General features: G+C 61.8%; 32 protein-coding genes and 1 pseudogene. 32 read left to right on the forward strand and 1 reads right to left on the reverse strand.

The window, feature by feature from the left end:
• The first annotated feature begins 476 nt into the window (after nt 1-476).
• The 31 genes and pseudogenes from rpsJ (at nt 477) to FRAAU_RS03390 (ending at nt 18,332) form a co-directional block, all read left to right on the forward strand.
• Nucleotides 477-788: a 30S ribosomal protein S10 gene (gene rpsJ, locus FRAAU_RS03240; RefSeq protein ID WP_014402136.1), complete on the forward strand. Its 312-nt coding sequence runs from the start codon at nt 477-479 to the stop codon at nt 786-788.
• A gap of 20 nt (nt 789-808) precedes the next feature.
• Complete coding sequence (rplC, locus tag FRAAU_RS03245) at nt 809-1,450, forward strand: 50S ribosomal protein L3 (protein WP_014402137.1); 642 nt, start codon at nt 809-811, stop codon at nt 1,448-1,450.
• Between the two features lie 11 nt (nt 1,451-1,461).
• Nucleotides 1,462-2,064, forward strand: coding sequence for a 50S ribosomal protein L4 (gene rplD, locus FRAAU_RS03250; RefSeq protein ID WP_014402138.1), 603 nt, complete (start codon nt 1,462-1,464; stop codon nt 2,062-2,064).
• Entirely contained in the window at nt 2,061-2,354 is a 294-nt protein-coding gene (rplW, locus tag FRAAU_RS03255; RefSeq protein ID WP_014402139.1) for a 50S ribosomal protein L23, read from the forward strand. Before rplD ends, rplW begins: the two co-directional genes overlap by 4 nt.
• Before the next feature lie 17 nt (nt 2,355-2,371).
• Nucleotides 2,372-3,193, forward strand: coding sequence for a 50S ribosomal protein L2 (gene rplB, locus FRAAU_RS03260; protein WP_014402140.1), 822 nt, complete (start codon nt 2,372-2,374; stop codon nt 3,191-3,193).
• Between the two features lie 10 nt (nt 3,194-3,203).
• The gene (rpsS, locus tag FRAAU_RS03265; RefSeq protein WP_014402141.1) at nt 3,204-3,476 is read left to right on the forward strand and encodes a 30S ribosomal protein S19; all 273 of its coding nucleotides are present in this window, start codon (nt 3,204-3,206) and stop codon (nt 3,474-3,476) included.
• Nucleotides 3,476-3,811 carry a 50S ribosomal protein L22 gene (gene rplV / locus FRAAU_RS03270; RefSeq protein ID WP_014402142.1) on the forward strand — a complete coding sequence of 112 codons (336 nt, stop codon included), beginning with the start codon at nt 3,476-3,478 and terminating at the stop codon, nt 3,809-3,811. Before rpsS ends, rplV begins: the two co-directional genes overlap by 1 nt.
• A 13-nt stretch (nt 3,812-3,824) precedes the next feature.
• Nucleotides 3,825-4,574: a 30S ribosomal protein S3 gene (gene rpsC / locus FRAAU_RS03275; RefSeq protein ID WP_014402143.1), complete on the forward strand. Its 750-nt coding sequence runs from the start codon at nt 3,825-3,827 to the stop codon at nt 4,572-4,574.
• A 12-nt stretch (nt 4,575-4,586) separates the two neighbouring features.
• On the forward strand, nt 4,587-5,000 hold the full coding sequence (rplP, locus tag FRAAU_RS03280) for a 50S ribosomal protein L16 (protein WP_014402144.1): 414 nt from the start codon (nt 4,587-4,589) through the stop codon (nt 4,998-5,000).
• On the forward strand, nt 5,000-5,185 hold the full coding sequence (gene rpmC, locus FRAAU_RS03285; RefSeq protein ID WP_014402145.1) for a 50S ribosomal protein L29: 186 nt from the start codon (nt 5,000-5,002) through the stop codon (nt 5,183-5,185). Before rplP ends, rpmC begins: the two co-directional genes overlap by 1 nt.
• A gap of 11 nt (nt 5,186-5,196) precedes the next feature.
• On the forward strand, nt 5,197-5,457 hold the full coding sequence (rpsQ, locus tag FRAAU_RS03290) for a 30S ribosomal protein S17 (protein ID WP_014402146.1): 261 nt from the start codon (nt 5,197-5,199) through the stop codon (nt 5,455-5,457).
• Between the two features lie 18 nt (nt 5,458-5,475).
• Complete coding sequence (rplN, locus tag FRAAU_RS03295; protein WP_014402147.1) at nt 5,476-5,844, forward strand: 50S ribosomal protein L14; 369 nt, start codon at nt 5,476-5,478, stop codon at nt 5,842-5,844.
• A gap of 13 nt (nt 5,845-5,857) precedes the next feature.
• Nucleotides 5,858-6,172: a 50S ribosomal protein L24 gene (gene rplX, locus FRAAU_RS03300; RefSeq protein ID WP_014402148.1), complete on the forward strand. Its 315-nt coding sequence runs from the start codon at nt 5,858-5,860 to the stop codon at nt 6,170-6,172.
• 12 nt (nt 6,173-6,184) lie between these two features.
• Nucleotides 6,185-6,724 (forward strand): 50S ribosomal protein L5, encoded by a 540-nt coding sequence (gene rplE, locus FRAAU_RS03305; protein WP_014402149.1) that lies wholly within the window; start codon nt 6,185-6,187, stop codon nt 6,722-6,724.
• 13 nt (nt 6,725-6,737) lie between these two features.
• On the forward strand, nt 6,738-7,043 hold the full coding sequence (gene rpsN, locus FRAAU_RS03310; protein ID WP_014402150.1) for a 30S ribosomal protein S14: 306 nt from the start codon (nt 6,738-6,740) through the stop codon (nt 7,041-7,043).
• A 223-nt stretch (nt 7,044-7,266) separates the two neighbouring features.
• Nucleotides 7,267-7,662, forward strand: coding sequence for a 30S ribosomal protein S8 (gene rpsH, locus FRAAU_RS03315; RefSeq protein WP_014402151.1), 396 nt, complete (start codon nt 7,267-7,269; stop codon nt 7,660-7,662).
• An 11-nt stretch (nt 7,663-7,673) separates the two neighbouring features.
• Nucleotides 7,674-8,201: a 50S ribosomal protein L6 gene (gene rplF / locus FRAAU_RS03320; protein ID WP_014402152.1), complete on the forward strand. Its 528-nt coding sequence runs from the start codon at nt 7,674-7,676 to the stop codon at nt 8,199-8,201.
• 86 nt (nt 8,202-8,287) lie between these two features.
• The gene (rplR, locus tag FRAAU_RS03325; protein ID WP_174269755.1) at nt 8,288-8,647 is read left to right on the forward strand and encodes a 50S ribosomal protein L18; all 360 of its coding nucleotides are present in this window, start codon (nt 8,288-8,290) and stop codon (nt 8,645-8,647) included.
• Between the two features lie 120 nt (nt 8,648-8,767).
• Nucleotides 8,768-9,269: pseudogene (gene rpsE, locus FRAAU_RS03330) on the forward strand (30S ribosomal protein S5); the annotation flags it as partial.
• Entirely contained in the window at nt 9,262-9,450 is a 189-nt protein-coding gene (gene rpmD, locus FRAAU_RS03335) for a 50S ribosomal protein L30 (RefSeq protein ID WP_014402155.1), read from the forward strand. The pseudogene rpsE and the gene rpmD, both read left to right, overlap by 8 nt.
• A 5-nt stretch (nt 9,451-9,455) precedes the next feature.
• Complete coding sequence (gene rplO / locus FRAAU_RS03340) at nt 9,456-9,887, forward strand: 50S ribosomal protein L15 (RefSeq protein ID WP_014402156.1); 432 nt, start codon at nt 9,456-9,458, stop codon at nt 9,885-9,887.
• Between the two features lie 4 nt (nt 9,888-9,891).
• Nucleotides 9,892-11,232 (forward strand): preprotein translocase subunit SecY, encoded by a 1,341-nt coding sequence (secY, locus tag FRAAU_RS03345; protein WP_014402157.1) that lies wholly within the window; start codon nt 9,892-9,894, stop codon nt 11,230-11,232.
• Between the two features lie 137 nt (nt 11,233-11,369).
• Entirely contained in the window at nt 11,370-11,726 is a 357-nt protein-coding gene (rpsM, locus tag FRAAU_RS03350; protein ID WP_014402158.1) for a 30S ribosomal protein S13, read from the forward strand.
• A 12-nt stretch (nt 11,727-11,738) separates the two neighbouring features.
• On the forward strand, nt 11,739-12,125 hold the full coding sequence (gene rpsK / locus FRAAU_RS03355; protein ID WP_014402159.1) for a 30S ribosomal protein S11: 387 nt from the start codon (nt 11,739-11,741) through the stop codon (nt 12,123-12,125).
• 11 nt (nt 12,126-12,136) lie between these two features.
• Nucleotides 12,137-12,763, forward strand: coding sequence for a 30S ribosomal protein S4 (rpsD, locus tag FRAAU_RS03360; protein WP_014402160.1), 627 nt, complete (start codon nt 12,137-12,139; stop codon nt 12,761-12,763).
• A 16-nt stretch (nt 12,764-12,779) separates the two neighbouring features.
• Nucleotides 12,780-13,778, forward strand: coding sequence for a DNA-directed RNA polymerase subunit alpha (locus FRAAU_RS03365; protein ID WP_014402161.1), 999 nt, complete (start codon nt 12,780-12,782; stop codon nt 13,776-13,778).
• A gap of 199 nt (nt 13,779-13,977) precedes the next feature.
• Nucleotides 13,978-14,364, forward strand: coding sequence for a 50S ribosomal protein L17 (rplQ, locus tag FRAAU_RS03370; protein WP_014402162.1), 387 nt, complete (start codon nt 13,978-13,980; stop codon nt 14,362-14,364).
• A gap of 62 nt (nt 14,365-14,426) precedes the next feature.
• The gene (locus FRAAU_RS03375; protein WP_014402163.1) at nt 14,427-14,972 is read left to right on the forward strand and encodes a disulfide bond formation protein B; all 546 of its coding nucleotides are present in this window, start codon (nt 14,427-14,429) and stop codon (nt 14,970-14,972) included.
• Nucleotides 14,969-16,333, forward strand: a complete 1,365-nt coding sequence (locus FRAAU_RS03380; RefSeq protein WP_014402164.1) for a class II 3-deoxy-7-phosphoheptulonate synthase — start codon at nt 14,969-14,971, stop codon at nt 16,331-16,333. The genes FRAAU_RS03375 and FRAAU_RS03380 overlap by 4 nt, the downstream gene beginning before the upstream one ends.
• A 199-nt stretch (nt 16,334-16,532) precedes the next feature.
• Complete coding sequence (locus FRAAU_RS03385; RefSeq protein ID WP_169314745.1) at nt 16,533-17,009, forward strand: c-type cytochrome; 477 nt, start codon at nt 16,533-16,535, stop codon at nt 17,007-17,009.
• A 12-nt stretch (nt 17,010-17,021) separates the two neighbouring features.
• Nucleotides 17,022-18,332, forward strand: a complete 1,311-nt coding sequence (locus FRAAU_RS03390) for a c-type cytochrome (RefSeq protein ID WP_014402166.1) — start codon at nt 17,022-17,024, stop codon at nt 18,330-18,332.
• Nucleotides 18,333-18,420: 88 nt separating this feature from the next.
• Here FRAAU_RS03390 and FRAAU_RS03395 read toward each other — a convergent pair whose 3' ends face one another.
• On the reverse strand, nt 18,421-18,954 hold the full coding sequence (locus tag FRAAU_RS03395) for a mismatch-specific DNA-glycosylase (protein ID WP_014402167.1): 534 nt from the start codon (nt 18,952-18,954) through the stop codon (nt 18,421-18,423).
• A 230-nt stretch (nt 18,955-19,184) separates the two neighbouring features.
• Between FRAAU_RS03395 and FRAAU_RS03400 the strand changes: the two genes are divergently transcribed.
• On the forward strand, nt 19,185-20,279 hold the full coding sequence (locus tag FRAAU_RS03400; protein WP_156803320.1) for a mechanosensitive ion channel family protein: 1,095 nt from the start codon (nt 19,185-19,187) through the stop codon (nt 20,277-20,279).
• The last annotated feature ends 69 nt before the right edge of the window (nt 20,280-20,348 follow it).

Raw genomic sequence — 20,348 nt, forward strand, 5'->3', positions numbered from 1 at the left:
TGGCGGCTGAACGCCATGCACGCAGCTGAACGCGTGGCGACGTACTTCGCGGCCGTGGCCGGCGGTCTGCCCTGTGTGTGCCGGACAGACCACACAAAGGCAAGTGACTGATTCTCAAAACTTCAACTGGCAGCGGAGGCTGACATCTTGATAAGATTGACGCGCTGGCGGCGGGGCTATGATGTGATATCGCGCTGGCCGTCCTCGCTCCGGGGTCGGTCATGCTCAGGTCCGCCGGCACGTCTTCATGCGTGACTGCCCGGTTCGGCGGCGGCCAGTCCCGAAGCTGAAAAAAAAGCTGTGGGGACCGGGGTTTGGTTCATTTTTGCCCCTTCACTTCGTCGTGGTTTCGTGTAAAATGCCGGGTTCACCGTTCCGAAAAAGAGCGGTGTTGCTGCATGAAAAGGGTATGTCCGGGACGGTGAGAGGCCGTTTCGTTGCATAGTTTCGTTCTTTCGACAATAGGACACGGTTTTATGGCGAACCAAAAAATTCGCATTCGGCTCAAGGCGTTTGATCATCGACTGATTGATCGCTCGGCCAGCGAGATCGTCGAGACGGCCAAGCGCACTGGCGCCACGGTTCTCGGCCCCATTCCGCTGCCGACCAAGATCGAGCGCTACACCATCCTGGTGTCGCCGCACGTCGACAAAGACGCTCGCGATCAGTACGAGACCCGCACTCACAAGCGCGTGCTCGACATCGTCGATCCCAATGACAAAACCGTGGACGCGCTCATGAAGCTGGATCTCGCCGCAGGCGTGGATGTCCAGATCAAGCTTGGTTGAGCGATAAATAGGATACGAAGATGAGTATCGGACTAGTTGGCCGCAAGTGCGGCATGAGCCGACTCTTCACTGAAGATGGTCGTTCGATTCCGGTGACGCTGATTGAAGCCACCCCGAATCGTGTGACCCAGCTGAAGACGGAAGATAACGATGGCTACAGCGCGGTGCAGGTCGCGGCGGGCGTCAAGCGCGCCAGTCTGCTGACGGCTCCGCTGAAGGGTCATTACGCCAAAGCCAAGGTTGAGCCGGGTCGTGGCCTGTGGGAATTCCGCGTTGCCGCGGATGACCTGGGCAAGTACGAAGTCGGCGCCGAAATCAAGGCTGACGAGCTGTTCACGGTCGGTCAGATCGTCGATGTGGCCGGTGTCAGCAAGGGCAAGGGCTTTCAGGGCACCATCAAGCGCCACAACTTCACCATGGGTGATGCCACCCACGGTAACTCGCTGTCGCACCGCTCGCCGGGCTCCATCGGTCAGCGCCAGACGCCGGGTCGCGTGTTCCCTGGCAAGAAGATGGCTGGCCACATGGGTGCGGTCAAGCGTACGCAGCAGGGTCTGGAAGTGGTCAAGGTCGACGCCGAGCGTCATCTGATCGCGGTCAAGGGCGCAGTGCCGGGTGCTACCGGTGGTGACGTCGTGATCCGTCCGACCACCAAGGGTTGAGGAGAGACGCCATGGAACTCAATGTTATTGGCGCCAAGCCGGTCACCGTGTCCGAAGAAGTGTTCGGCACCGAATTCAAGCAGGCCCTGATTCACCAGGTCGTTACCGCATATCGCAATGCTGGTCGCGCCGGTACCAAGGCCCAGCTGTCTCGCGGCGAAATGTCGGGCACGACCAAGAAGTTCAAGAAGCAGAAGGGCGGCGGTGCCCGTCACGGTGACTACCGTGCGCCGATCTTTGTCGGCGGTGGTGTGACCTTCGCGGCCAAGCCCCGCAGCTTCGAACAGAAAGTCAATCGCAAGGCCTATCGTGTCGCGCTGCGTTCGATCCTGGCTGAGCTGAATCGTCAGAACCGCCTGAAGGTGGTCGAAGGCTTCGGTATCGAGCAGCCCAAGACCAAGGCGATGATCGCCAAGATGGCCGAGCTGGAAGTGTCCGGTCGCGTGCTGCTGGTGTCGGAAGATGCCAACGAAGCGCTGTACCTGGCCGCCCGCAATATTCCGTACCTGCATGTCGTCGACGTGCTGGCGCTGAATCCGGTCAGCCTGGTGGGTTCGGACCATGTGGTCCTGACGGTCGAAGCACTCAAGAAGATCGAGGAGTGGCTGGCATGAGCAACGAACGCATTCTGGATACGCTGCGCGCGCCGCACATTTCCGAAAAGGCGGCTCGCCTGGCAGCTCACAATCAGTACGTGTTCGTCGTCGCTCCGACGGCAACCAGTGCCGATGTGAAGGCTGCGGTTGAGCAGATGTTTGACGTGAAGGTGGAAAAGGTCAACCTGGTGAACACCAAGGGCAAGGCCAAATCCTTCCGTTTCCGTAGCGGTGCCCGTCAGGGCAAGCGCAAGGCGTATGTCCGGTTGGCTGATGGTCAGACCATCGACGTCGGCACGGCGCCCTGAGTCAGGAGTTCTAAGAGATGGCACTAATTACACACAAGCCGACCTCTGCCGGACGCCGTGACTCCGTCAGCGTCAAGACGCCCGGTCTGCACAAGGGAGCGCCGTACGCGCCGCTCACCGAGTCGCAGTCGCGCACCGGCGGTCGCAACCACTTCGGTCGCATCACCACCCGTCATCGCGGCGGTGGTCACAAGCAGGCCTACCGCATCATCGACTTCAAGCGCGACAAGGCTGGCATTCCGGCCAAGGTCGAGCGTCTGGAGTATGATCCGAACCGCACCGCCCACATCGCACTGCTGTGCTATGCCGACGGTGAGCGTCGCTACATCATCGCCCCCAAGGGCGTTGAAGTCGGTGACACCCTGGTTTCGGGCCGCGACGCCGCGATCAAGGTTGGCAACAACCTGCCGCTGCGCAGCATCCCGGTCGGTTCCACCATCCACTGCATCGAGATGCGCCCCGGCAAGGGTGCCCAGATCGCGCGCAGTGCCGGTGCCTCGGTGCAGCTGGTCGCTCGCGACGGTGGTTATGCCACCCTGCGTCTGCGTTCCGGTGAAATGCGTCGGGTTCCGACCGATTGCCACGCCACCATCGGTGAAGTGGGCAACAGCGAACACAGCCTGAAGAAGCTGGGCAAGGCCGGCGCCAAGCGTTGGCAGGGTATTCGTCCGACCGTCCGCGGTGTGGCGATGAACCCGGTTGACCATCCGCACGGCGGTGGTGAGGGACGTACCTCTGGTGGCCGTCATCCGGTCAGCCCGTGGGGTACGCCGACCAAGGGTTACAAGACCCGCAACAACAAGCGCACGCAGCAGTTCATCGTGCGTCGTCGCAAGTGAGGAAGCCGTCATGCCCCGTTCTCTGAAGAAAGGTCCGTTTGTTGACCTGCATCTGATCAAGAAGGTGGAAGCTGCGGTTTCCTCCAACAACAAGCGTCCGATCAAGACCTGGTCGCGTCGTTCGATGATCCTCCCGGAAATGGTCGGTCTGACCATTGCCATCCACAACGGTCGTCAGCATGTGCCGGTGCTGGTCAACGAGAACATGGTCGGGCACAAGCTCGGCGAGTTCGCGGTGACCCGTACCTTCAAGGGCCATGTGGCTGACAAGAAGGGCAAGTGATGAGCACTGAAGCCAAAGCGATCCTGCGCAGCGCCCGCATTTCGGCGCAGAAGGCACGCCTGGTGGCCGATCTGGTCCGCGGTCTTCCCGTGGGCCGGGCCAGCGATGTGCTCGCCTTTACCAACAAGAAAGCCGCCCATATGGTCCGCAAGGTCCTGTTGTCGGCTGTCGCCAACGCCGAAAACAACTTGGGCGCCGACGTCGACGAACTGAAGGTCGCCAAGATCTTCGTCGACGAAGGTCCGACCATGAAGCGCATGTTTGCACGTGCCAAGGGCCGCGGTTCCCGCATCCTGAAGCGCACCAGCCACATCACCGTTGTTGTTGGCGACTAAGAGGATATAGACGATGGGTCATAAAGTTCATCCCACCGGCATCCGCCTCGGCATCGCCAAGGACTGGAATTCGAAGTGGTATGCCAACAAGGGCGAATACGCCCAGTACCTGGCGGCTGATCTGAAGGTCCGTGACATGCTTCGCAAGAAGCTGGCACAGGCCGGCATCTCCAAGATCCAGATCGAACGTCCGGCCAAGACCGCCCGCGTGACCATTCACACCGCCCGTCCGGGCGTGGTGATCGGCAAGAAGGGTGAGGACATCGAGAAGCTGCGCAAGGAAGTCAGCGACATGATGGGCGTTCCGGCGCACATCAACGTCTCCGAAGTCCGCAAGCCGGAGCTGGACGCGCAGCTGGTGGCCGAGTCGATCGCCCAGCAGCTGGAGCGTCGCATCATGTTCCGCCGCGCCATGAAGCGCTCGGTCGGCAACGCGATGCGTCTGGGTGCCCTGGGCATCAAGATCAACGTGTCGGGCCGTCTGAACGGTGCCGAAATCGCTCGTTCCGAGTGGGCCCGCGAAGGTCGTGTGCCGTTGCACACCCTGCGTGCCGATATTGATTACGGTTTTGCCGAGGCGAAGACGACCTACGGCATCATCGGCATCAAGGTCTGGATCAACAAGGGCGAAGTCTTCGACATGGCGCAGATTGGCCAGGAGTCGAAGGACGAGCAGGCTCCTTCGCGCCGTGATGGCGGGGAAGGTCGTCGTGATGGGCGTCGCGAGGGCGGTGAAGGCCGTCGCGAGCGGGCGGCGAAGTAAGGGAGAGTTGCCATGTTGCAACCTAAGCGAACCAAATTCCGTAAGCAGTTCAAGGGCCGCAATGAGGGCCTGGCGTTCAGCTCGAACCTCGTCAGCTTTGGCGAGTTCGGTCTGAAGGCGACGACCCATGGCCAGCTGACCGCTCGTCAGATCGAAGCCGCGCGTCGTTGCATCACCCGCTTCGTCAAGCGTGGCGGCAAGCTCTGGATCCGTGTGTTCCCGGACAAGCCGATCACCAAGAAGCCTATCGAAGTCCGTATGGGCTCCGGCAAGGGCAGTGTCGAATTCTGGGTGGCTCCGATCCAGCCGGGTCGGATGCTCTATGAAATCGAGGGCGTCGACGAGACGACGGCACGCGAGGCATTCCGCCTTGCTGCCGCCAAGCTGTCGGTGCAGACACAGTTTGTGACCAGGGCGGTGATGTGATGGCCAGCAACGATGTTTTCCAGAAGTCGGCCGAAGAGCTGAAGCAGCACCTGCTGGACCTGCGCAAGGAGCAGTTCAATCTGCGCATGCAAAAGGGTTCCGGTCAGCTCAACCAGCCGCACCAACTGCGCCGTGTTCGGCGCGATATCGCCCGCGCAAAGCATGCGCTGGGCGACAAGAAGTAAGGACGGCTGAGATGAGCGAAAAGAAGACCACGATCCGCACCCTCGAAGGGCGCGTTGTCAGCAACAAGATGGACAAGACGGTTACCGTTCTCGTCGAGCGTCAGGTCCAGCACGCGCTGCTGGGCAAGATCATCCGCCGCTCCACCAAGCTTCATGCCCAGGACGAACTGGGTGCGAACGAAGGTGATGTGGTCCGGATTGCCGAGTGCCGTCCCCTGTCGAAGACGAAGCATCATCGCGTCGTCGAAATCATCACGCGCGCAAGCGTCTAACCGTAGGAGAGTGCATACATGATCCAGATGCAAAGCACGCTTTCCGCGGCGGACAACAGCGGTGCGAAAGAACTGATGTGCATCAAGGTCCTGGGTGGCTCGCACCGTCGCTATGCGGCGATCGGCGACGTCATCAAGGTGACCGTGAAAGATGCGATCCCTCGCGGCAAGGTCAAGAAGGGTGAGGTGTACAATGCCGTGGTGGTGCGTACCGCCAAGGGTGTGCGCCGTCCCGATGGCTCGCTGATCCGTTTCGACGGTAACGCTGCCGTGCTCCTTAACAACAAACTCGAGCCGATCGGCACCCGTATCTTCGGGCCGGTTACTCGCGAGCTGCGTGGTGAGAAGTTCATGAAGATCGTCTCCCTCGCGCCCGAAGTGCTCTGAGCGGAGAACCTTTATGAACCGTATCCGCAAGGGTGATCAGGTGATCGTGATCACCGGCAAGAACAAGGGCCAGCGCGGTGACGTGCTGAAAGTTGATGGCGATCGCGTGGTCGTCTCCAACGTCAACTTGGTCAAGCGCCACACCAAGCCGAACCCGCAGGCCAACGTCGCCGGTGGCATCGTCGAGCGTGAAGCTTCGATCCATATCTCTAATGTGCAGCTGTTCAACCCCGCCTCGAACAAGGGTGAGCGCGTTGGTACCAAGACCCTGGAAGATGGGAAAAAGGTCCGCGTGTTCCGTTCGAACGGCGAGGTCGTGGACGCGTAAGGAATCACAGTCATGACGCGCCTTGAGAAATTTTACAAAGACCAGGTGGTATCGAAGCTCACTGAGCGCTTCGGCTACCAGAACGTGATGCAGGTTCCCCGCATCACCAAGATCACGCTGAACATGGGTGTGGGCGAAGCGGCCGGCAACAAGAAGATTCTTGAAAACGCCGTTGCCGACATGGCCAAGATCGCCGGCCAGAAGCCGGTGACCACCAAGGCTCGTGTTTCGGTGGCCTCGTTCAAGATCCGTGACGGTTGGCCGATCGGTTGCAAGGTCACCTTGCGCCGTGCCCAGATGTGGGAGTTCCTTGATCGTCTGATCAATATCTCCCTGCCGCGTACCCGCGACTTCCGCGGCGTATCGGCCAAGGCTTTCGACGGCCGGGGCAACTACAACTTCGGTGTCCGCGAACAGATCATCTTCCCGGAAATCGATTTCGACCAGGTCGACGCGATGCGCGGTATGGATATTTCCATCACCACCACTGCCAAGACCGACGACGAAGCCAAGGCGCTGCTGGAAGCCTTCAGCTTCCCGTTCCGCCACTGAGACCGAGAGAGACATGGCCAAGACATCGATGGTTAACCGCGATCTGAAGCGGACCAAGCTGGTGAAGAAGTACGCCGTGAAGCGTGCCGAGCTGAAGGCGATCGCCGTCAGCCCGACTGCCAGCTACGAAGAAAAGCTGGACGCACAGGCCAAGCTGCAGAAGCTGCCCCGTGATTCCAGCCCCTCGCGCCAGCGCAACCGTTGCGCACTGTCGGGTCGTCCCCGCGGTGTGTACCGGAAGTTCGGCCTGGGTCGCAACAAGCTGCGTGAAGCGACGATGCGGGGCGACGTCCCGGGTCTGCGCAAGGCCAGCTGGTAACAAGCCCTCGTGTGAGGGTACGAGCCGGCCTGGCAACAGGCCGGTTTTTTGCGTCGGGCCCCCAGCGGTCCGGCGAGTTGATGCAATGCGCACAGGTATTCGCATTAGCCGCAAAGTCTGGTATAGTCCTGCGTCTACCCTGAGTAGAGGCCGCCTTTGGCGGTACACATACAACTAGATTTCCGGTTACTCGGATATCGGTGCACTCTGAAGGATTTCTCCCATGAGCATGACTGATCCCATCGCCGATCTGTTTACGCGCATCCGCAATGCCCAGCTGACGGGCAAGAAGGTTGTCCGTATGCCGTCGTCGAAGATGAAGGTTGCAATCGCCAATCTTCTGAAGAACGAAGGCTACATCATCGATGCCTCCACCTCGGTCGTCGAGGCCAAGCCGGTGCTCGAGATCGCCTTGAAGTATTTCGAAGGCCGTCCGGCCATTGAAACCATCGCCCGTGTCAGCCGTTCCGGCCTCCGCGTCTATCGCGGCAAGGATGAACTGCCGAAAGTGCTCGGCGGTCTCGGTATCTCCATCATCTCCACCTCCGCCGGTCTGCTGACCGACGCGCAGGCTCGCGCTCGCGGCCTGGGTGGCGAAGTCATCGGCCAAGTGGCTTAAGGAGAGACGCGATGTCACGTGTAGCCAAGCAACCCATCACCCTGCCCAAGGGTGTCGAGATCACTGCTGATGCCAATGGCGTCGTGGTGAAGGGCCCCAAGGCCACCCTGTCGACCCACAATCTGCCGGGCGTCAGCCTGTTGATCGAGGCCGGCGTTGCCACCATCGTGCTGGCCGAAGGCGCTGAATCCAAGTTCGGCGGCACCGCCCGCGCGCTGATCGCCAACATGGTCAAGGGTGTCTCGGAAGGTTTCGAGCGCAAGCTGGAGCTGGTCGGCGTCGGTTATCGCGCTGCCATGTCCGGCAAGGCCGTCAATCTGAGCCTGGGCTTCTCCCATCCTGTGCTGTTCGAAGCTCCGGAAGGCGTGACCCTGGAAACCCCGACGCAGACCGAGATCCTGATCAAGGGTTCGGACAAGCAGACGGTCGGCCAGGTTGCCGCCAAGATTCGCAGCTTCCGTCCGCCGGAGCCCTACAAGGGCAAGGGCGTGCGCTATGCCGGCGAGAAGATCATCCTGAAGGAAGCTAAGAAGGCCTAAGGACGTGGGGCGGTTCGCGCCGGTGGCAGGCCTGGTTCCTGACGCCGCGCGAACGCCGACTCCGCCGATCCGCTTTCTGGAGACTTATGACTATGAACAAGAACGAATCCCGCCTGCGTCGCGCCAAGTCGACCCGCGCGCACATCCGCAAGCTGGCTGTCGCCCGCCTGTCGGTGCATCGCACGGGTCAGCATCTGTACGCCCAGGTGTTCGATGCTTCGGGCAAGAACGTCGTGGCTGCCGCCTCGACCGTGCAGAAGTCCATCGCCGAAGGCCTGAAGGGTACCAAGAACCTGGAAGCCGCCGCCGCCGTGGGCAAGGCTGTTGCCGAGCGCGCCTTGGCCGCTGGTATCGAAAGCGTGGCTTTCGATCGTTCGGGTTTCCGTTATCACGGTCGCATCAAGGCTCTGGCCGATGCTGCTCGTGAAGGCGGCCTGAAGTTCTGATCGATCTCAGGTCTGGCCGCTTGCGACCGGGCCTGGCCTGCTTCAATACAACAACTCCAAGCGGCGACGCCGCAACATGAGTCCCGGTTCGCCGGGCAAAACGGAAAAGATTATGTCTTCAACCGATCGCGAAAATTCGGACGGCCTGCTGGAAAAGCTGATTGCCGTCAACCGCGTGGCCAAGACCGTCAAGGGTGGCCGCCAGATGAGCTTTACCGCACTGACCGTCGTCGGTGATGGCGAAGGTCGCGTGGGTTTCGGCTATGGCAAGGCGCGCGAAGTGCCGGTCGCCATCTCCAAGGCCATGGATCGCGCCCGTCGCAACATGGTCGACATCGAGCTGAACAACGGCACCCTGTGGTATGCCATCAAGGCCAACCACGGCGCTGCCCGCGTCTACATGCAGCCGGCTTCCGAAGGTACCGGTGTGATTGCCGGCGGTGCCATGCGCGCCGTGCTGGAAGTGGTGGGTGTCAAGAACGTGCTGGCCAAGGCTGTCGGTTCGCGCAACCCGATCAACCTGGTTCGTGCAACGATCAAGGGTCTGCAGGCTGTGGCTTCGCCGAAGCGCATCGCCGCCAAGCGTGGCAAGACCGTGGAAGAGGTGGTTGGTCATGGCTAATACTGAAAAGACCGTCCGCGTTCGCCTGGTCAAGGGCCTGCGTGGTGTCCAGTCCCGTCATCGCCTGAGCGTGAAAGCGCTGGGTCTGAGCAAGCTCAACAGCGTGCGTGAACTGAAAGACAGCCCGCAGGTTCGCGGTCTGATCAATACGGTTTACTACCTGGTTCGGGTTGAGGAGTAAGCGAAATGCGTCTTAACGATATCAAACCTGCCGCTGGTGCGCGCAAGTCCCGTCTGCGGGTCGGTCGCGGCATCGGTTCCGGTCTGGGCAAGACCGCCGGTCGCGGTCACAAGGGTCAGCATGCACGCGCAGGCGGTACCCACAAGTTCGGTTTCGAAGGCGGTCAGATGCCGCTGCAGCGCCGTCTGCCCAAGGTCGGCTTCCGTTCGCGGACCAAGGCTCAGAGTCAGGAAGTCTTCCTGTACCAGCTGGCCAACCTGAAGGCTGACGTCATCGACGTGGTCGTCCTGCATCAGGCCGGCCTGATCGACAGCCGCGCCAAGAAGGTGAAGGTTGTTTCCAAGGGTGAAATCGGTCGCGCCGTGAAGCTGTCGGGCGTGCTGGCTACGGCCGGCGCCAAGGCAGCCATCGAGGCGGCCGGCGGCAGCGTGGAGTAATCGCGTGGCCGCAGCCCCAGGGACATCGCTAGGTGCACTCGGCAAGTTGACCGAGCTGCGTCAGCGGATCTTTTTCCTGATCGGTGCGTTGATCGTCTACCGGCTCGGTTCCTATATCCCGGTGCCGGGCGTCAACCCGGACGCGATGGCGAACTTCATCGCGAACCTGGGACAGGGGCAGGGCAAGGGCCTGGCGGACATGTTCAACATGTTCTCGGGCGGCTCCTTGGGCCGGTATTCGATTTTCACACTTGGCGTGGTGCCGTATATCTCTGCCTCCATCGTCGTGCAGATGATGGGTGCGGTGATTCCCAGCCTTGCGCAGCTGCGCAAGGATGGGGAGGCCGGCAAGCGGAAAATGACCATGTACACCCGTTTCGGTACGGTGGGTCTGGCCATTTTCCAGGGCTTCGGCATCTCAACCATGCTTGAAAAGCAGACGCTGAGCAGCGGTGTCGGCGTGGTCTACACCCCGGGTCTGGCCTTTGTGCTGGGATCGGTGGTCGCGCTGACGGCAGGCACGATGTTCCTGATGTGGCTGGGCGAGCAGATCACGGAGCGTGGTATCGGCAATGGCATCTCGATGCTGATCTTCGCCGGTATCGTTGCGGGCCTTCCCGCCGCCGTGGCGCACACCCTGACCATGGCCAGCAACAACGAGCTGTCGGTGCTTAAGCTGTTCATGGTGGTGGTGCTGATCCTGGCGGTCACGGCCTTCGTGGTCTTCATGGAGCGGGCCCAGCGGCGGATCACGGTCAATTATGCCCGTCGTTCCGGCGGTCAGCGCGCCTACATGAACCAGACCTCGCATCTGCCGCTGAAGATCAACATGGCGGGTGTGATTCCGCCGATCTTCGCCTCGAGTCTGCTGATGTTTCCGGCGACCCTGCTGAACTGGTTCGGCAACAGCCAACATCCCTCGGCATGGCTTCAGCAGCTGGTCCAGCAGCTGAGCCCCGGCGAGCCGCTGTACGACGTGGTATTTGCGGTGCTGGTGATCTCGTTCGCGTTCTTCTATACCGCGATCGTGTTCAACTCGCAGGAAACGGCTGACAACCTCAAGCGCTCCGGTGCACTGATTCCGGGCATCCGTCCGGGTCGCGGCACGGCCGATTACATCGACAGCGTCATGACGCGTCTGACCGGTGTGGGTGCGCTTTATCTGGTGCTGGTCTGCCTGGTGCCGACCTTCATGCAGAATATGTGGCATGTTCCGTTCTACTTCGGTGGCACTTCGTTGCTGATCGTCGTGTTGGTGGTGATGGATTTCATCGCCCAGGTTCAGGCCCATCTGGTCAGTCATCAGTACGAAAGTCTGATGAAGAAGGCGAATCTGCGTCGCTGAACGATTGGCGGCGCAGCAAAAAAAAGTGACGTTGGACCCCTGGCGGCGGGCTGTCTGCCGCAGGGGTTCCCCGTAAGATCAATTAAGGTTAGAATTGCGCGTTTACCGCGCAGTATACGCATCGGAGAAGGTACATCATGGCGCGCATCGCGGGTGTCAATTTGCCGGTCCAGAAACATGTCTGGGTTGGCCTGCAGAGCATTTATGGTATCGGCCGCAGCCGGGCCAAGAAGGTTTGTGCGGACGCGGGTGTGGTAGCAACCACCCCCATCAAGTCGCTGAGCGAAGGCGAGGTGGAAAAGCTGCGCCATGAGATCGGCAAGTATGTCGTCGAAGGCGATCTGCGTCGTGAGGTCGGTATCGCCATCAAGCGGCTGATGGACCTGGGTACGTACCGTGGCCTGCGCCACCGTCGTGGCCTGCCGGTCCGCGGTCAGCGTACCAAGACCAACGCCCGGACCCGCAAGGGCCCGCGTCGCGCGATTCGCAAGTAACGGACCCCAATTATGGCTAAGCCTGTCAAGACCAAGAAGAAGATCAAGCGCGTTGTCACCGATGCGGTGGCTCACGTGCAGGCATCTTTCAACAACACGATCGTCACGATCACCGACCGTCAGGGCAATGCCCTGTCCTGGGCCACCGCTGGTGGCGCCGGTTTCCGTGGCTCGCGCAAGTCGACCCCCTTCGCTGCCCAGGTGGCAGCCGAGAAGGCCGGTCGCGCTGCTGGCGACTACGGTGTGAAGACCGTGGAAGTGCGCATCAAGGGCCCCGGCCCGGGCCGCGAGTCGGCCGTGCGCTCGCTCAATGCGTTGGGCTACAAGGTTCTCAACATCATTGATGTGACCCCGGTGCCGCACAACGGTTGCCGTCCCCCCAAAAAGCGTCGCGTCTAAGGAGCATCACCATGGCACGTTATCGTGGAGCTACCTGCAAACTCGCGCGTCGCGAGGGTGCGGATCTCAGTCTGAAGAGCCCGGCTCGCGCACTTGATTCCAAGTGCAAGCTGGAAAACAAGCCCGGTCAGCACGGCGCCAACAAACGCGCCCGCCTGTCGGACTACGCCGTCCAGCTGCGCGAGAAGCAGAAGGTCAAGCGTATCTACGGTGTGCTGGAACGTCAGTTCAGCAACTACTACACCAAGGCATCGACCCAGAAGGGCAATACGGGTGAGAACCTGCTGCGCCTGCTGGAATGCCGCCTGGACAACGTCGTCTATCGCATGGGTTTCGCGGTCACCCGCGCCCAGGCCCGTCAGCTGGTCTCCCACAAGGGCGTCCTGGTCAACGGCAAGAAGGTCAATATTCCCTCCTACCAGGTTCGTCCCGGTGACGAGGTGTCGCTGACCGAGCGTGCCCGCAATCAGCTGCGCGTGAAGGAAGCCGGCACGGTTGCCGAAACGATGGACCTGCGTCCGATGTGGGTTGAGGTTGAAGCCGGCAAGTTCGCCGGTACGTTCAAGGCGCTGCCCGATCGCGGTGATCTGCCGTCGGACATCAACGAGAACCTCATCATCGAGCTTTACTCGAAGTAATCAACCGGAGCCGTAAATGGCAGTTACGTCAACAAGTGTACTGCGGCCACGTGGCCTTAGCATCGAGCAGCTCGGCATCAACCACGCCAAGGTCGTCGTTGAGCCGCTGGAGCGCGGGTTCGGCCATACGCTCGGCAACGCGCTGCGGCGGGTGCTGCTGTCGTCGATTCCGGGTAGCGCGATTGTCGAAGTCGAGATTGACGGTGTACTGCATGAGTACACCGCCCTCGAGGGTCTGCAGGAGGACGTGATCGAAGTCCTGCTGAACCTGAAGGACGTTGCGATTCGTCAGCATACCGGTGACGAAGTCACCCTGAGCCTGTCCAAGACCGGCAAGGGCGTGGTGACGGCCGGTGACATCGTGGTGGATCATTCGGTCGAGATCATCAATCCCGAGCATGTGATCTGCCATTTGACCAAGGACATCACGCTCAACATGCGCTTGAAGGTGCAGCGTGGCGTGGGCTATCAGCCCGCCAGCGCTCGCCAGCATCCGGATGAAGAGTCCCGTCCTCTGGGTCGCCTGCAGCTGGATGCGTCCTTCGCACCCGTGCTGCGCGTGGCCTACGAAGTTGATGCCGCTCGTGTGGAGCAGCGCACCAATCTCGACAAGCTGGTTCTCGATATCGAGACCAACGGCACCATCGACGCGGAAGACGCGGTCCGCAAGGCCGCTGAAATCCTCAACGATCAGCTGTCGGTGTTCGGCGATTTCACTCGCCGTGAAAGCGATACCAGCAAGGCCGAGAAGGGTGGCGTTGATCCGCTGCTGCTGCGTCCGATCGACGATCTGGAATTGACCGTCCGTTCGGCCAACTGCCTCAAGGCCGAGAGCATCTATTACATCGGTGATCTGGTTCAGAAGACCGAAGTGGAGCTGCTCAAGACCCCGAACCTGGGCAAGAAGTCCTTGACCGAAATCAAGGATGTGCTGGGTGGTCGTGGTCTGGCCCTGGGCATGAAGCTGGAAAACTGGCCGCCGCCGGGCATTTCGCACGGCATGCAGCTGGGTTGATCCAAACTGACAGCCGCCGTCCCAGGACGGCGGCTGTCGGCGTTCCGGTCTGCCGAAACGCCAACTCGGGAAGGCCGCTTGTCTTTCCTTCCGGGCCTGGCCCGGAGTCTGCAACACGCAACACTCTCCTCCATAGCGGGTAACCGCGGGAGGCCGTCCATGCCGGCGGCTTCTCATAACAACATACGAGAATACTGTCATGCGTCATATGAAGTCGGGCCGCAAGCTCAACCGTACCAGCAGCCACCGCGAAGCGATGTTTCGCAACATGGCGGCTTCGCTGTTCAAGCACGAGCTGATCCGCACCACCCTGCCGAAGGCCAAGGAACTGCGTCGGGTTGCCGAGCCGCTGATCACCCTGGCCAAGAACGATGGCGTGGCCAATCGTCGTCTGGCCTTCTCGCGCCTGCGCGACAAGGAAGCCGTCGGCAAGCTGTTCGTCGAACTGGGTCCCCGTTACCGTCAGCGTCCGGGTGGTTACCTGCGTCTGCTGAAGTGCGGTTTCCGCCCTGGTGACAATGCGCCGATGGCGTATGTCGAACTGGTGGATCGCCCGAAGGCGCAGGCTGCCGTCGACGCCGAGTAATCGCGTTCGATGCAGTGCTGATCGAGACCCCGTCGGGCTTCCGCCGGGGTCTTTTTGTTTGCATGTCCCGCGAATTGGAGGAAATCGTGATCCACTCATCGCTTGCTTATCGACTTCGCTGCCTTGCCGGCGTTCTGGCCTGCCTCGGCCTGCTGGGCTTTGCCCTTTATGCCCAGTACGTGTGGATGATGGATCCCTGTCCGCTGTGCATTTTCCAGCGGATCGCGTTTGCGGCCGTCGGCTTCTTTTTTCTCGCCGGCGCCATCCACGGCCCGCGCGCCGCAGGGCGGTTGGTGGTGCTGCTGCCCTTGCTGATCTGCGCCGCAACGGGGATTGCCATTGCCGGCCGGCATCTTTGGATCCAGTCGCTGCCTGCCGATCAGGTGCCGTCCTGCGGGCCGGGGCTTGGCTATCTGGTGGATACCTTCCCCTTCATGCACATGCTGAAGATCGTGCTGACCGGATCGGGCGAATGCGCCAAGGTGCAGAAGATTCTGGGCCTGCCGATGCCGGCATGGTCGCTGGCATGGTTTCTGTTGCTTGCCGGATGGGCCGTATGGGTGACGAAATCCGGTTACGGGCGTGAGCAGAGGTTGGCAGGGCGATGAGCAGGCATCTGAAAGGCGTTGACGCCGCCTCGTGGCAGCCCGATTCGTGGCAGAGCCGGCCGGCACTGCAGCAGCCCCAGTACGCCGACCCGGCCGAGCTGGAGCAGGCGCTGGGGCAGTTGCAGGCCTTGCCGCCCCTGGTGACTTCGGGCGAGGTGCTGGCCTTGAAGCAGATGATTGCCGAGGCGCAGGAGGGGCAGCGGTTCCTGCTGCAGGGCGGCGACTGCGCCGAGCAGTTTGCCGACTGCCGCAGCGAGGTGATCACCAATCGACTGAAGATTCTGCTGCAGATGAGTCTGGTGCTGGTTCACGGCATGCAGAAGCCGGTGGTGCGGGTCGGGCGATTTGCCGGCCAGTATGCCAAGCCGCGTTCTGCGGATGTGGAGACCCGGGACGGGATCACGCTGCCCAGTTATCGCGGTGACAGCGTCAATCGTCCCGAATTCACCGCGGCGGCCCGGCGTGCCGATCCCGGGCGTCTGCTGGAGGCCCACGTGCATTCCGCGTTGACCATGAACTTCACCCGCGCCCTGGTCAGTGACGGCTTTGCCGATCTGCATCATCCCGAGTACTGGGATCTGGACTGGATGAGTCGGTCGCCGATGGGCATCGAATACCGGCGCATGGTGGATGAGATCGGGCAGTCGCTGCGCTTTATGGAGACCCTGATGGGGCAGTCGGTGGAGAACGCCTCGAGGGTCGACTTCTTCACCTCCCACGAGGCGCTGCTGCTGCATTATGAGCAGGCGCAGACACGGCAGGTTCCGCGGCGGCAAGGGTGGTTCAATCTCTCCACCCATTACCCCTGGATCGGCATGCGGACAGCGGCTCTGGACGGGGCCCATGTGGAATATTTCCGGGGCATCCGCAATCCGGTGGCGGTAAAGATCGGCGCTTCCGTGGACGCCTCGACGATGATGCGTCTTGTTGACGCACTCAATCCGGACAACGAGGCGGGGCGGCTGACCCTGATCACGCGGATGGGGGCGGCCAAGGTCGAGCAGGCCCTGCCGCCACTACTGGATGAGGCCAGGCGCGAAGGCCGCAAGATCCTGTGGGTGGTCGATCCCATGCATGGCAATACCGAAAGCACCTCCAGCGGCGTGAAAACCCGTCGCTTCGACAATATCCGGGCCGAGATCGAGCGCTCTTTCGAGTTGCATCGCGCTGCAGGCACGCGGCTGGGCGGTGTCCATCTGGAGCTGACCGGCGAGGATGTGACCGAATGTCTGGGCGGTGCGCGTGACTTGTCGGAACACGATCTGGCGAGGGCCTACCGCAGCTCGGTGGATCCGCGTCTCAATTACGAGCAGTCGCTGGAACTGGCCTTGCTGATCGCGAAAAAATCTCGCGAGACCTGATCCTGGGACGATTTGTCACCTGCGGCAAGATGCGGACTACAAAATTTCTGTGCCATGCAGCAGACAGGCGCGCGCAAGGGTCTTATACTTTGCGCCCATGCATACCATAGCCAAGCCGCCGCAAGCCCCTCAGTCCGCGGTCAGTACTGCCCGCGAGTTCTCAACTCTGTCGCGTAGACGGCGAGCTTGTCTCCCGTTGGTGCTGGCTCTGGGCCTAGGGGGAGGCTTCGCGGCCCTCGCCCAGGCTCAGGAGGCCGAGCCTGCGCAGGCCGTCAGCGCCGTGCCGGTCGCTGTGTCGACGACCGTCAATGACACGCTCGATCAGCGTCTGGAGGGCTGTGCCGCCTGCCATGGACAGCAAGGTCAGGGCGGCATCAACGCCTATTATCCCCACCTGGCCGGAAAGTCGGCCGACTACCTCTACGATCAGCTCAAGCGGTTTCAGAACGGCAGCCGTCATTACGCCCAGATGACTTATATGGTGCGCTTCATGGACGATGCCTATATGCACGAGATCGCCGATTATTACGCGCAGCAGAAGCTGAGCTGCATGCCCGTCGAGGCGGCCCGTCCGGATTTGTCGGGCGTGCCAGCCGGTGCGCCGATTCCGGCCAGTGGTGCGGTGGTGACCGCCGAGAGCGGATCGTCGATTCCGCCATGCAGCAGCAAGCAGTAAGGGGTTGGGGACATGAGCAAACAGAAACTTCGCATCGCCTTGTCGGTCGTTGCCGTAGTGGTGGTGATCGCGCTGGTCCTCGGCGGCTGGCTGTTCCAGCGCCAGGGCGGCATGGCGACCCTTTTCGCTTCGGCGGTTCCCTCCGCACCCGAGCCGAATCTGCAGGATCCGGCCCTGATTGCCCGCGGCAAATATCTGGCTCTGGCCGGTGACTGCGTGGCCTGCCATACCGAGGGCAGCGGTCAGAAATATGCTGGCGGGCTGGAGTTCGCCACGCCGTTCGGCACGATGTATTCAACGAATATCACGCCTGACGTCAAGGAAGGCATCGGCAGCTGGAGTGCCAACGACTTCTGGCGCGTGATCCACTACGGTGTCTCGCCCAAGCACGGTTTCCTGTATCCGGCCTATCCCTTCACCAACTTCAACAGCCTGTCCCGTCAGGACAGCGATGCCATCTTTGCCTATCTGAAGTCGTTGCCGCCTTCCAGCCGGCCCAATACCGAAAACAAGATGCCGTTCCCCTTCAGCTTCCGGCCGATCCTGCTGGGTTGGCGCCTGCTGTTCTTCAAGGCCGCCGCGCCCTACCAGCCCGATGCCGGTCAATCCGAGGCCTGGAATCGCGGCAAGTATCTGGTCGATGGTCTGGGGCATTGCAACATGTGCCATTCCGGGCGCGGTCCATTTGCCTCGCTGCCGGCCTCGATGGATCTGTCGGGTGGCGAGGTGGTCGGCCAGGGCTGGTACGGTCCCGCGCTCAATCAGGAAGGTCTGGCCGACTGGAGCGTGGATGACATTGCCAAGCTGCTGCGCGCCGGTGTCTCGCCGAAGGGTGCGGCTTATGGTCCGATGGCGGATGCGGTCTTCCACAGCCTGCAGTTCCTGACCCCGGAAGATGCGGCGGCGATCGGAACCTATCTGAAGGCCGTGCCGACCCGCGAGGCGCCGGAGCCGACCCAGTTCGCGGTCAACGAGGAGCAGGCCAAGCAGTTGTATGCCGAAGGCAGCAGCTTGTATGCCAGCCATTGCGCCCAGTGCCACCAGCCGCAGGGGCAGGGCCATGGTACCGACTATCCGCCGCTGGCCGGCAACGGTTCGGTCACTGCGGAAGGCGATATGAACGTGGTTCGCGTGATTCTGGTCGGCGGCGTGGCCCCGGTCACCGGTGACAACAAGCGTCCCTTCGGCATGCCGCCCTTCGGTCAGCGTCTGACCGACAGGCAGGTGGCGGCACTGGCTACTTTTGTCCGCAATGCCTGGGGCAACAAGGCCTCGGCTGTCTCGCCCGAAGAAGTGCAGAAGCTGCGCGGCATTCCGCTGTAAGTTCTGACAGGCCACGATCCGCAACAAGACGATCCGCCCATTGGCGGGTCGTTTTTTTTTGGTCAGTAAATGCCGCCGGGGCTCCGCCTCAGCTGCGGATGGCGCTGAGGCCGGCCAGTTCGATCCAGGGGCGCAGATCCCAATGCCCACGCGCCTGACCCGATGGCGACGGCAGCACGAACAGCTTGCAGGACTCAAGGGTCTGCGGCTGCAGGCCATACCCGATCCACGGCACGGCCAGGGCGGCACGTGCGGCCTGTTTGCTGGTGAAGGCCAGCCAGGTCGGGCGATATCGGCGCAGCCTGGCCTGCAGGGCTTCGCGATCGAAGGCCCCGGCCGGCAGGTCCCGGTCATTGCCGCTGTGGTGCTTGGCCAGGTCAGTCAGGCCGATGCCGAATGACAGCAGTTCGGGATATTCCTGAGGATACAGCCGGCGGGGCACCAGCCCGGATTCATGCAGTGCCGGCCAGAAGCGGTTGCCGGGATGGGCGTAATAGGCCTGTTCGGCCGCAGAGCGACGGCTGGGTGCGGTACCGCAGAAGACCAGGCGCAAGCCGGGGACCAGCAGGTCGGGCAATATCTGTCGCATGGCGTGGGTCGTCTGGGGTTCAGGTTGCGGCATGGGCTCTCCAACGGCGCTGTGACGGGGCTGAGGCGCGGCGGATCCTGCTGCCGCCGGTCTTGCCATCAGTATCCCGAGGGCTGGCGCGCTGCACAATCGATCGTGATGCGGTACTGTCGATCTCATCGGGACCGGATGTACTCAGCGTGGCCGCCGACCGGAACGATGTACGGGTGGTGCGGGCATTCCGGTAGGCTGGAACGATGACGGAGTCAGGTTTGGGTATTGTGATGAAGTGTGTCGACGTGATCCGGGTCTGGCTGGACCAGCCCTGGGTGGCCTTGATCGTGGTGGCTGCATTGGCCTGGCTGCTGTCGCTGGCCGTGCACCGGGTAGCGGCAGTGTTGCTGTCCCGCTGGGTCCGTCGGAGGGAGCTGGCGCGTGATCTGTTCGAGCAGTCAAGGGGGCCGATGCGGCTGCTGGTGCCCTTGCTGTTGTTTGGTCTGCTGGTACAGACCCTGCCGGCCAACGATGCCGCCCATGGCGGTGGCGTGATCGGCGAGCTGGTACTGATCGGCGTCATGCTGGCCCTGACCTGGATGGCCGTGCGGGCGATCGGCGCGCTGGAGCGTGCCGCCGTCCGTCGTCACCCGGTGGATATCGACGACAATGTCCACAACCGCAAGGTGCTGACCCAGGTCCGGCTGCTGTGCCGCACCGGGATGGTGGTGGTGATGATCGTCGGGGTCGCCGGCATGCTGATGAGCATTCCGGCCGTACGCCAGTTCGGTGCCAGCCTGATGGCCTCGGCCGGTCTGGCCGGCCTGGCCCTGGGTCTGGCGGCCCGTCCCGTGCTGACCAATATCATCGCCGGGCTGCAGATCGCGATGACCCAGCCGATCAGTCTGGATGATTGCGTGATGATCGAAGGCGAGCTGGGCTACATCGAGGAGATCACCGGCACATATGTCGTCGTGCGGATATGGGACGAGCGACGTCTGGTGGTGCCGATCAATTATTTCATCGAACACCCTATCGCCAACTGGACACGCACCAATCCCGGACTGATCAGTACGGTTTTCCTGTGGTTTGATTACGGTATTCCGCTGGAGCCGCTGCGTCAGGAATTGCAGCGGATCTGCGAGAAAGCACCGGAGTGGGACAGGAAAACCTGTATCCTGCAAATGTGCGAAGCGGCCGAGCATTCCGTCAAGATCAGGGTGCTGGTATCAGCCGTGGGCATGCCTGCGTGGTGGGATCTCGGGTGCCGGGTGCGTGAAGGGCTGATCGACTTCGTTCAGCGTCAGTATCCGCAGTATCTGCCTACCATGCGGGCACGATTGCAAAGCGCTCCGGAAGGGGCACCACAGGTTTCGGTTTCCTAACGTCCATGATTGCCGCTGTTGTTGCTCGCTCGTCATGGCCGGATGGCCATGGGCTGGAAGTCGTATCTA

The sequence above is a fragment of the Frateuria aurantia DSM 6220 genome (assembly GCF_000242255.2).
In the GTDB taxonomy this organism is placed as follows: domain Bacteria; phylum Pseudomonadota; class Gammaproteobacteria; order Xanthomonadales; family Rhodanobacteraceae; genus Frateuria; species Frateuria aurantia.

Bases quoted from the DNA above. Each gene is read 5' to 3' on its own strand.
- rpsJ (WP_014402136.1), top strand. From the start codon at position 477: ATGGCGAACCAAAAAATTCGCATTCGGCTCAAGGCGTTTGATCATCGA.
- rplC (WP_014402137.1), top strand. From the start codon at position 809: ATGAGTATCGGACTAGTTGGCCGCAAGTGCGGCATGAGCCGACTCTTC.
- rplD (WP_014402138.1), top strand. From the start codon at position 1,462: ATGGAACTCAATGTTATTGGCGCCAAGCCGGTCACCGTGTCCGAAGAA.
- rplW (WP_014402139.1), top strand. From the start codon at position 2,061: ATGAGCAACGAACGCATTCTGGATACGCTGCGCGCGCCGCACATTTCC.
- rplB (WP_014402140.1), top strand. From the start codon at position 2,372: ATGGCACTAATTACACACAAGCCGACCTCTGCCGGACGCCGTGACTCC.
- rpsS (WP_014402141.1), top strand. From the start codon at position 3,204: ATGCCCCGTTCTCTGAAGAAAGGTCCGTTTGTTGACCTGCATCTGATC.
- rplV (WP_014402142.1), top strand. From the start codon at position 3,476: ATGAGCACTGAAGCCAAAGCGATCCTGCGCAGCGCCCGCATTTCGGCG.
- rpsC (WP_014402143.1), top strand. From the start codon at position 3,825: ATGGGTCATAAAGTTCATCCCACCGGCATCCGCCTCGGCATCGCCAAG.
- rplP (WP_014402144.1), top strand. From the start codon at position 4,587: ATGTTGCAACCTAAGCGAACCAAATTCCGTAAGCAGTTCAAGGGCCGC.
- rpmC (WP_014402145.1), top strand. From the start codon at position 5,000: ATGGCCAGCAACGATGTTTTCCAGAAGTCGGCCGAAGAGCTGAAGCAG.
- rpsQ (WP_014402146.1), top strand. From the start codon at position 5,197: ATGAGCGAAAAGAAGACCACGATCCGCACCCTCGAAGGGCGCGTTGTC.
- rplN (WP_014402147.1), top strand. From the start codon at position 5,476: ATGATCCAGATGCAAAGCACGCTTTCCGCGGCGGACAACAGCGGTGCG.
- rplX (WP_014402148.1), top strand. From the start codon at position 5,858: ATGAACCGTATCCGCAAGGGTGATCAGGTGATCGTGATCACCGGCAAG.
- rplE (WP_014402149.1), top strand. From the start codon at position 6,185: ATGACGCGCCTTGAGAAATTTTACAAAGACCAGGTGGTATCGAAGCTC.
- rpsN (WP_014402150.1), top strand. From the start codon at position 6,738: ATGGCCAAGACATCGATGGTTAACCGCGATCTGAAGCGGACCAAGCTG.
- rpsH (WP_014402151.1), top strand. From the start codon at position 7,267: ATGAGCATGACTGATCCCATCGCCGATCTGTTTACGCGCATCCGCAAT.
- rplF (WP_014402152.1), top strand. From the start codon at position 7,674: ATGTCACGTGTAGCCAAGCAACCCATCACCCTGCCCAAGGGTGTCGAG.
- rplR (WP_174269755.1), top strand. From the start codon at position 8,288: ATGACTATGAACAAGAACGAATCCCGCCTGCGTCGCGCCAAGTCGACC.
- rpmD (WP_014402155.1), top strand. From the start codon at position 9,262: ATGGCTAATACTGAAAAGACCGTCCGCGTTCGCCTGGTCAAGGGCCTG.
- rplO (WP_014402156.1), top strand. From the start codon at position 9,456: ATGCGTCTTAACGATATCAAACCTGCCGCTGGTGCGCGCAAGTCCCGT.
- rpsM (WP_014402158.1), top strand. From the start codon at position 11,370: ATGGCGCGCATCGCGGGTGTCAATTTGCCGGTCCAGAAACATGTCTGG.
- rpsK (WP_014402159.1), top strand. From the start codon at position 11,739: ATGGCTAAGCCTGTCAAGACCAAGAAGAAGATCAAGCGCGTTGTCACC.
- rpsD (WP_014402160.1), top strand. From the start codon at position 12,137: ATGGCACGTTATCGTGGAGCTACCTGCAAACTCGCGCGTCGCGAGGGT.
- FRAAU_RS03365 (WP_014402161.1), top strand. From the start codon at position 12,780: ATGGCAGTTACGTCAACAAGTGTACTGCGGCCACGTGGCCTTAGCATC.
- rplQ (WP_014402162.1), top strand. From the start codon at position 13,978: ATGCGTCATATGAAGTCGGGCCGCAAGCTCAACCGTACCAGCAGCCAC.
- FRAAU_RS03375 (WP_014402163.1), top strand. From the start codon at position 14,427: ATGTCCCGCGAATTGGAGGAAATCGTGATCCACTCATCGCTTGCTTAT.
- FRAAU_RS03380 (WP_014402164.1), top strand. From the start codon at position 14,969: ATGAGCAGGCATCTGAAAGGCGTTGACGCCGCCTCGTGGCAGCCCGAT.
- FRAAU_RS03390 (WP_014402166.1), top strand. From the start codon at position 17,022: ATGAGCAAACAGAAACTTCGCATCGCCTTGTCGGTCGTTGCCGTAGTG.
- FRAAU_RS03395 (WP_014402167.1), bottom strand. From the start codon at position 18,954: ATGCCGCAACCTGAACCCCAGACGACCCACGCCATGCGACAGATATTG.
- FRAAU_RS03400 (WP_156803320.1), top strand. From the start codon at position 19,185: ATGAAGTGTGTCGACGTGATCCGGGTCTGGCTGGACCAGCCCTGGGTG.